At 72.0% G+C, this 8606-nt stretch carries 6 protein-coding genes; 1 reads left to right on the top strand and 5 read right to left on the bottom strand.

What is annotated here, in order from left to right:
• Both BZZ08_RS32305 and BZZ08_RS32300 read right to left on the bottom strand, forming a co-directional pair.
• Positions 1-1092, bottom strand: a 1092-nt coding sequence (locus BZZ08_RS32305) for a serine/threonine-protein kinase (protein ID WP_133169239.1), incomplete at its 3' end; no start/stop codon positions are given.
• 100 nt (positions 1093-1192) lie between these two features.
• Positions 1193-2899: a glycerol-3-phosphate dehydrogenase/oxidase gene (locus BZZ08_RS32300; protein ID WP_003974200.1), complete on the bottom strand. Its 1707-nt coding sequence runs from the start codon at positions 2897-2899 to the stop codon at positions 1193-1195.
• A 302-nt stretch (positions 2900-3201) separates the two neighbouring features.
• Here BZZ08_RS32300 and BZZ08_RS32295 point away from each other — a divergent pair, with 302 nt between their 5' ends.
• Positions 3202-4410, top strand: coding sequence for a nucleotide sugar dehydrogenase (locus tag BZZ08_RS32295; RefSeq protein ID WP_104635749.1), 1209 nt, complete (start codon positions 3202-3204; stop codon positions 4408-4410).
• 544 nt (positions 4411-4954) lie between these two features.
• Here the strand turns inward: BZZ08_RS32295 and BZZ08_RS32290 are convergent.
• The 3 genes from BZZ08_RS32290 to BZZ08_RS32280 form a co-directional block, all read right to left on the bottom strand.
• A complete protein-coding gene (locus BZZ08_RS32290) occupies positions 4955-6079 on the bottom strand; it encodes a GuaB3 family IMP dehydrogenase-related protein (protein WP_052839813.1) in 1125 nt (374 codons plus the stop codon).
• A gap of 123 nt (positions 6080-6202) precedes the next feature.
• Positions 6203-7708 carry an IMP dehydrogenase gene (guaB, locus tag BZZ08_RS32285; protein WP_104635748.1) on the bottom strand — a complete coding sequence of 502 codons (1506 nt, stop codon included), beginning with the start codon at positions 7706-7708 and terminating at the stop codon, positions 6203-6205.
• 148 nt (positions 7709-7856) lie between these two features.
• A complete protein-coding gene (locus BZZ08_RS32280) occupies positions 7857-8444 on the bottom strand; it encodes a sigma-70 family RNA polymerase sigma factor (RefSeq protein WP_104635747.1) in 588 nt (195 codons plus the stop codon).
• Positions 8445-8606 lie beyond the last annotated feature (162 nt).

The raw sequence follows: 8606 nt of genomic DNA, 5'->3' as shown, positions 1-8606 counted from the left end.
CCCGGCCGTCCGGCCGCCGTCGTCCGGCTTGGTCCGCGAGGCGGCGGCGGCACCGGCCGCACCGGCCCCGACGGCCGCCTTGCGCACGGAACGCAGCGCTCCGCGAAGCTTCTCCCCGGCCTCCTCGCCGAGCCTGCCGCCGGATCCCTGGGCACCGCCGCGGCGCCTGCGCCCGTCCGGCTGCGGGGGCAGCGGCACCACCTTGGTGGCGTCGACCGGTTCGGCCCCGGCCGCCTGCTCCGGGGCGTGGATGACCTTGTTGAGCATGGCGCGGGCGCCCGCGTCGTCGAGCCGCTGGTCGGGGTCCTTGGTGAGCAGCCCGTAGATCACGTCCCGGAGCGGGCCGGCGTTCTTCGGCTCCTCCAGGTTCTCCGTCATCACCGCGGTGAGCGTCGCGATCGCCGAGCCCCGGTCGTAGGGCGGGGTGCCCTCGACGGCGGCGTACAGCAGGCCGCCCAGCGACCACAGGTCGGCCGCCGGGCCCGGCTTGTGGCCGCGGGCACGCTCGGGGGAGATGTAGGAGGGGGCGCCGACGAGCATGCCGGTGGAGGTGATGGAGGGGTCGCCCTCGACCTGGGCGATGCCGAAGTCGGTGAGCACGACCCGGCCGTCCTCGGCGATCAGTACGTTCGACGGCTTCACGTCGCGGTGCAGGATGCCCTCGCGGTGCGCGGAGCGCAGCACGTCCAGGACGGCGAGGCCGACCTCGGCGGCGCGCCTGGGCTCCAGCAGACCGTCCTCACGGATGGCCTCGGCGAGCGACTTGCCCTCGACGAGTTCCATCACGATCCACGGCCGGTCGTCCTCCTCGACCACGTCGTACACCGTGACGGCGCTGTTGTTGCGGATCCGCGCGATCGCCTTGGCCTCGCGCAGCGTGCGCGTGATCAGGCGCCGCTTCTCCTCCTCGTCGATGTTCCCCGGGAACCGCAGCTCCTTGACGGCGACCGTGCGTCCGAGGGTCTCGTCCTCGGCGCGCCACACCGTCCCCATGCCGCCGCGGCCGAGCACGTCTCCCAGCCGGTACCGCCCGGCGAGGAGACGTGCGCTCTTGTCCGTACGGGATGTCCCCGCCCGCTCCGCCTCCGACATGCGTCCCCTCATGCAACCCGCCCTGACAGAGCCTTCATTGTCCCTCACCCGACAAGTGCTCTACGCCCAGGGTGCCCGGAGGGTTCCCTTCCCGCCCTCCTCACCGCGCCGCGATGTCCGGTGCCCCCAGCCGGGCCGCGTCGGCCGTCAGGTCGTCCGGCTGGCGCTGGGACTCCCGCTCGGCCTCGACCCGCTTCTCGTAGTGCTCGATCTCCCGCTCGACCTGGCCCTTGTCCCAGCCCAGCACCGGCGCCATCAGCTCGGCGGCCTCGCGGGCGCAGCGCGTGCCCCGGTCGAAGGTCTCGATGGAGATGCGGGTGCGCCGGGTGAGGACGTCGTCCAGGTGCCGCGCGCCCTCGTGCGAGGCGGCGTAGACGACTTCGGCGCGCAGGTAGTCGTCGGCGCCGGTGAGCGGCTCGCCCAGGGAGGGGTCGGCGGCGACGAGTTCGAGCAGTTCCTCCGTCAGCGAGCCGTAGCGGTTGAGCAGATGCTCGACGCGTACGACGTGCAGTCCGGTGCGCGCGGCGATCCGCGCCCGCGCGTTCCACTGGGCGTGGTAGCCCTCGGCGCCGAGCAGCGGGGTCTCCTCGGTGACGCAGTCGGCGACCCGCAGGTCGAGCCCGTGCACGGCCTCGTCCACGGCGTCCTTGGCCATCACCCGGTACGTCGTGTACTTGCCGCCCGCCACGACCACCAGGCCGGGCACCGGGTGGGCGACGGTGTGCTCGCGCGACAGCTTGCTGGTGGCGTCCGACTCGCCGGCCAGCAGCGGACGCAGACCGGCGTACACGCCCTCGACGTCGTCGCGCGTGAGGGGCACCGACAGCACGGAGTTGACGTGTTCCAGCAGGTAGTCGATGTCGGCGCTGGACGCGGCCGGGTGGGCCTTGTCCAGGTCCCAGTCGGTGTCCGTGGTGCCGATGATCCAGTGCCGGCCCCAGGGGATGACGAACAGCACGGACTTCTCGGTACGCAGGATCAGGCCGGTGCTGGAGTGGATGCGGTCCTTGGGCACGACCAGGTGGATGCCCTTGGAGGCCCGCACGTGGAACTGGCCGCGCTCGCCCACCATCGCCTGGGTGTCGTCGGTCCACACCCCGGTCGCGTTCACCACCTGCTTGGCGCGGACCTCGTACTCGCCGCCCGCCTCGACGTCCTGCACCCGCGCGCCGACCACCCGTTCGCCCTCGCGCAGGAAGGAGGTGACCCGGGCGCGGTTGGCGACCTTGGCGCCGTACGCCGCGGCGGTGCGCACCAGCGTGGCCACGAAGCGGGCGTCGTCCATCTGGGCGTCGTAGTACTGCAGCGCGCCGACCAGCGCGTCCTTCTTCAGGGCGGGTGCCACGCGCAGGGCGTGACGGCGGCTCAGGTGCCGGTGCAGCGGCAGTCCCCGGCCGTGGCCGCGGGCCATGGACATGGCGTCGTAGAGCGCGACGCCGGAGCCCGCGTACAGCCGCTCCCACCCCTTGTGCTGGAGCGGGTACAGGAACGGCACCGGCTTCACCAGGTGCGGCGCGAGCCGTTCGAGCAGCAGTCCGCGCTCCTTCAGCGCCTCCCGCACGAGCACGAAGTCGAGCATCTCCAGATAGCGCAGGCCGCCGTGGATCAGCTTGCTGGACCTGCTGGAGGTGCCCGAGGCCCAGTCCCTGGCCTCGACCAGGCCGACGGACAGGCCGCGCGTCACGGCGTCGAGCGCGGTGCCCGCACCGACCACACCGGCTCCCACCACCAGTACGTCAAGCTCGCGCTCGGCCATGGCCGCGAGCGACTCGGCCCGCTGCGCCGGCCCAAGGGTCGCTGTCCTCACTGCTGCCTCCCGCTGTCGGTCGCGTCGGCCGCACCCGTCGGGCGAGCCCGGTTCCTGGTACCCACCATGCCCAGATTCTGACCGGCCTGCCCGACTTCGGCAGCCGGGGGCCCCAACCTGTGGACAACTTCCCCACAGGCCCGTACCGGCAGGCAGAGCGCCGTCGACACTCGCCGAAACTCCGCAGATCAATACCGCAAATCGGTCATATTTACTCCTAGTCTGACGTTGTGCTCGCCCGTCCTGTCCACCGGGCTTGCGCACCTGTCCCGCTTCGGCTACTGGGAAGGACGGCCCACGCCATGCCCGCAGATCTCGCCGTCATCGGACTCGGCCCGTACGGCCTGCCCCTGGCCCAGGCCGCCGTCGCCGCCGGCATCCCCACCCTCGGCTACCGCACCGGACCCGAGGCCGACCCGCTCACCCCCGCCGAGGTGCGCCGGATGCTCGCCACGGGCTTCCGCACCCCGCCCGGACCGGCCGAGCTGGGCCGCGTCCGCACCGCCGTCATCTGCGCGCCCACCCCGCCGGGCGCGGACGGCGGCCTGGACCTCACCCAGGTGGAGGCCGCGGCCCGCACCCTGGCCGCCCACATGCGCCCGCACACCACGGTGATCCTGGAGTCCCCGGTGCGGCCCGGGACCACGGAGGAGTTCCTGCGTCCGCTCCTGGAGCAGGGCTCCGGGCTGCGCGCCGGCCGCGACTTCCACCTCGCCTACTCCCCCAGCCGCGTGGACCCCGGCAACCGCGACTTCACCCCGGCCAACACCCCGAAGGTCATCGGCGGCCTCACCCCCGCCTGCACCGAATCGGCCGCCGCGTTCTACAGCCGCCTCACCGACAAGGTGGTCCGCGCCCGGGGTCCGCGGGAGGCCGAGACGGTCCAGCTCCTGGAGACCAACTTCCGGCACGTGAACATCGCCCTGGTCAACGAGATGGCCGTGCTCTGCGACGACCTCGGCGTCGACCTCTGGGACGTCCTGCGCTGCGCGGAGACCAAGCCGTTCGGCTTCCAGGCATTCCGCCCGGGCCCCGGCGTCGGCGGCCACTCCGTCGCCCAGGACCTGACCGGCCGGGCCCCGCACAGCCTGCGCATGGTGGAGCTGGCCCAGCAGGTCAACTCCCAGATGCCGCGCTACGTCGTCCAGCGCGCCGCCGCCCTCCTCAACGAGCACGGCAAGTCCGCGCGCGGCGCCCGGGTCCTCCTGCTCGGCGTCACCTACAAGGCCGACCTCGCCGACCAGCAGGCCACCCCGGCCGAGGAGATCGCGACCCGCCTGATGTCGATGGGCGCCGCCGTGAGCTACCACGACCCGCACATCCCCTCCTGGAAGGTCGCCGACCGCCCCGTCCCCCGCGCCGACTCCCTCTACGAGGCCGCCGCCGACGCCGACCTCACGATCCTCCTCCAGCAGCACCGCACGTACGACCTCCAGGGCCTGTCGGTGAAGGCGCAGCTCCTCCTGGACACGCGGGGAGCCACCCCCACGGGGGCGGCGCACCGGTTGTGAGCCGGGGGCGCACGGGGGTGACCGTGCCACGGGGTTGGTGGTGAGAGGGCGGCCACGCCGGTACGGTGGGGGAGCAGGTGGAGCCCACCGCAGTGGGCCTGCGGCAGGCTCCAAGAAGTGATCGGAGTGTCCGCCCCTAGTTCTCGTGGGGGCGGCCGCTCACTTCCCGTGGATCCACAAGATGCACCTCCTCCGGAACTTCACCATCCGCAGACGGATCCGGTCCCAGCGGGTGGGCTTGCGGTGACGGCCCATGGCGCGCCGCCTTCCACGATGCCGCCCATATCCCGGTGAGGCGGTCCGTCTGGAATTCGGGCCGGGCCCCGAGGAGCGGGGTCCGGAACGGTTCCTTGGAAGGGGGCGCCCTCAGAGAGCGGGGCGCCGAGCAGGGACATTACCGATCCGGCACGGCCCTCCCCGGCGCATTCGCCCCGAACGCCACCGCACGCCCCCGCGCCGCGTCACGCGCCCCTCAAGAGCCCCCGAGCACGCGAAAGGGGCCGGTCACCCGCCAGGTGACCGGCCCCTTCACATGCCGTGGCGACTACCGCCGGTGCTGCGAGTCCGCGACCGTCACCTCGACGCGCTGGAACTCCTTAAGCTCGCTGTAGCCGGTGGTGGCCATCGCGCGGCGCAGGGCGCCGAAGAAGTTCATCGAGCCGTCGGGGTTGCGGGACGGGCCGGTGAGGATCTCCTCGATGGTGCCGACCGTGCCGAGGTCGACCTTCTTGCCGCGCGGCAGCTCCTCGTTCACGGCTTCCATGCCCCAGTGGTTGCCCTTGCCCGGCGCGTCGGTCGCGCGGGCCAGCGGGGAGCCCATCATCACGGAGTCCGCGCCGCAGGCGATGGCCTTGGGCAGGTCGCCGGACCAGCCGACGCCGCCGTCGGCGATGACGTGCACGTACCGGCCGCCGGACTCGTCCATGTAGTCCCGGCGGGCCGCCGCCACGTCCGCGACCGCGGTGGCCATGGGCACCTGGATGCCCAGCACGTTGCGCGTGGTGTGGGCGGCGCCGCCGCCGAAGCCGACGAGGACGCCCGCGGCGCCGGTGCGCATCAGGTGCAGGGCGGCGGTGTAGGTGGCGCAGCCGCCGACGATCACCGGGACGTCCAGCTCGTAGATGAACTGCTTCAGGTTCAGCGGCTCGTGCGAGCCGGAGACGTGCTCCGCGGAGACGGTGGTGCCGCGGATGACGAAGATGTCGACCCCCGCGTCCACGACGGCCTTGGAGAACTGGGCGGTGCGCTGCGGGGAGAGCGCGGCGGCGGTGACCACGCCCGAGTCGCGCACCTCCTTGATGCGCTGCCCGATCAGCTCCTCCTTGATGGGAGCCGCGTAGATCTCCTGGAGGCGGCGGGTCGCGTTGTCGGTGTCCAGCTCGGCGATCTCGTCGAGCAGCGGCTGCGGGTCCTCGTGCCGGGTCCAGAGCCCTTCCAGGTTGAGAACGCCGAGGCCGCCCAGCTCGCCGATGCGGATGGCGGTGGCCGGGGAGACGACCGAGTCCATGGGAGCGGCCAGGAACGGCAGCTCGAAGCGGTAGGCGTCGATCTGCCAGGCGATCGAGACCTCCTTCGGGTCCCGCGTACGGCGGCTGGGGACGACGGCGATGTCGTCGAAGGCGTACGCCCGGCGGCCGCGCTTGCCGCGCCCGATCTCGATCTCAGTCACGTCTGTGGCCTTTCCCTGATGCGTTGCAGCGCCTTCCAGTATCCCCGACGGGCTCGCCGGGGCACCGCAGAGGGCGGCCCCGGATGGTCCGGAGCCGCCCTCGGGAGGCTGCTGCCTGGGTGCTTACTTGCTGCGGCTGTAGTTCGGCGCCTCGACCGTCATCTGGATGTCGTGCGGGTGGCTCTCCTTGAGGCCCGCGGAGGTGATCCGGACGAAGCGGCCCTTGGACTCCATCTCCTCGATGGTGGCGGCGCCCACGTAGCCCATGGTCTGGCGCAGGCCGCCGACGAGCTGGTGCAGGACGTTGGCCAGCGGACCCCGGTAGGGGACCTGGCCCTCGATGCCCTCGGGCACGAGCTTGTCGTCGGAGGCGACCTCGGCCTGGAAGTACCGGTCCTTCGAGTACGACCGGCCCTGGCCGCGGGACTGCATGGCGCCCAGCGAGCCCATGCCGCGGTACGACTTGAACTGCTTGCCGTTGATGAACTGCAGCTCGCCCGGCGACTCCTCGCAGCCCGCGAGGAGGCTGCCCAGCATCACGGTGTCGGCGCCGGCGGCCAGCGCCTTGCCGATGTCGCCGGAGTACTGGAGGCCGCCGTCGCCGATCAGGGGCACCCCGGCGGCGCGGGCGGCGAGGGAGGCCTCGTAGATCGCGGTGACCTGCGGGACGCCGATGCCGGCGACCACGCGGGTGGTGCAGATGGAGCCGGGGCCGACGCCGACCTTGATGCCGTCCACGCCCGCGTCGATCAGCGCCTGGGCGCCGTCACGGGTGGCGACGTTGCCGCCGACGACGTCGATGCCGACGCTCGACTTGATCTTCGACATCCAGCTCAGCGCGTTGCTGTTGTGGCCGTGCGAGGTGTCGACGACGAGGAAGTCCACCCCGGCCTCGGCGAGGGCCTGGGCGCGGTCGAGCGCCTCGGGGCTGGCGCCCACGGCGGCGCCGACGAGCAGGCGGCCCTTCCCGTCCTTCGCGGCGTGCGGGTACTGCTCGGCCTTCACGAAGTCCTTGACCGTGATCAGGCCCTTGAGGACGCCGTCGCCGTCGACCAGCGGCAGCTTCTCGATCTTGTGGCGGCGCAGCAGCTCCATGGCGTCCACGCCGGAGATGCCGACCTGGCCGGTGACCAGCGGCATCGGCGTCATGACCTCGCGCACCTGCCGGGTGCGGTCGGTCTCGAAGGCCATGTCGCGGTTGGTGACGATGCCGAGCAGCTTGCCCGCGCCGTCGGTGACCGGGACGCCGCTGATGCGGAACTTGGCGCACAGGGCGTCGGCCTCGCCGAGGGTGGCGTCCGGGTGGATGGTGATGGGGTTGGCCACCATGCCCGACTCGGAGCGCTTCACCAGGTCGACCTGGTTGGCCTGGTCCTCGATGGACAGGTTGCGGTGCAGGACGCCGACGCCGCCCTGGCGGGCCATGGAGATGGCCATCCGGGACTCGGTCACCTTGTCCATGGCCGCGGAGAGCAGCGGGATGTTGACCCGTACGTTGCGGGAGATGCGGGACGAGGTGTCGACCGCGTTCGGAAGCACCGCGGAGGCGCCCGGCAGCAGCAGCACGTCGTCGTAGGTCAGCCCGAGTGTCGCGAATTTCTCGGGCACTCCGTCGACGTTGGCAGTCATGACACCTTCCCCAAATGGCCTTGCTCGGTGCGGATGTCCATGCTAACGGGAAGTGGACGTGGGTCATTCCACGATCAAGGAAGCATGCGACCTTCGTGCCTTTGTACGAGGCGGACCGCCGCGTGGACGACGGCGCGAACCGCCCGAACTACTGCTCCGCCAGCGCCCGCAGCCGGCTCAGCGCCCGGTGCTGGGCGACCCGGACCGCCCCGGGTGACATTCCCAACATCTGTCCGGTCTCCTCCGCCGTGAGGCCGACCGCGATGCGCAGCAGGAGCAGCTCGCGCTGGTTCTCCGGCAGGTTGGCCAGCAGTTTCTTGGCCCAGGCGGCGTCGCTGTTGAGCAGCGCCCGCTCCTCGGGACCCAGCGAGTCGTCCGGCCGCTCGGGCATCTCGTCGGACGGGACGGCCGTAGAGCCCGGGTGGCGCATCGCGGAGCGCTGGAGGTCGGCGACCTTGTGGGCGGCGATGGCGAAGACGAACGCCTCGAAGGGGCGTCCGGTGTCCTTGTAGCGGGGCAGCGCGAGCAGTACCGCGACGCAGACCTCCTGGGCGAGGTCCTCGACGAAGTGCCGGGCGTCGCCGGGCAGCCGGGACAGCCGCGTGCGGCAGTAGCGCAACGCCAGGGGGTGGACATGGGCGAGCAGGTCGTGCGTGGCCTGCTCGTCCCCGTCTACGGCGCGGTGGACGAGCCCACCGACCGTCCCCTGGTCCGGGGGCGCCTCGTCGTCACGCATCGGTCCATGGTGCCTTGCGGCCGTCCGATCCGTGGCTCCGTGCCCGTTGTTGTGCACCGAAGCGTTATGAGCAGGTGCGCCGGAACTCATCCCCTGCGCCCTCCCCTTCCGCTCGACCGACTCGTCCCCGAGGAACTCCACACCTCAAGGATGCGTCATCCG

Source organism: Streptomyces sp. MH60, from assembly GCF_002939385.1.
Taxonomy (GTDB): Bacteria; Actinomycetota; Actinomycetes; order Streptomycetales; family Streptomycetaceae; genus Streptomyces.
The sequence above is the reverse complement of the archived record's forward strand: the minus strand, read 5'-3'. Positions and strand labels throughout refer to the sequence as shown.

What these genes read in the sequence shown, in the direction of transcription:
- BZZ08_RS32280 (WP_104635747.1), bottom strand. Translation starts at nt 8,444, where the DNA reads ATGCGTGACGACGAGGCGCCCCCGGACCAGGGGACGGTCGGTGGGCTC.
- guaB (WP_104635748.1), bottom strand. Translation starts at nt 7,708, where the DNA reads ATGACTGCCAACGTCGACGGAGTGCCCGAGAAATTCGCGACACTCGGG.
- BZZ08_RS32295 (WP_104635749.1), top strand. Translation starts at nt 3,202, where the DNA reads ATGCCCGCAGATCTCGCCGTCATCGGACTCGGCCCGTACGGCCTGCCC.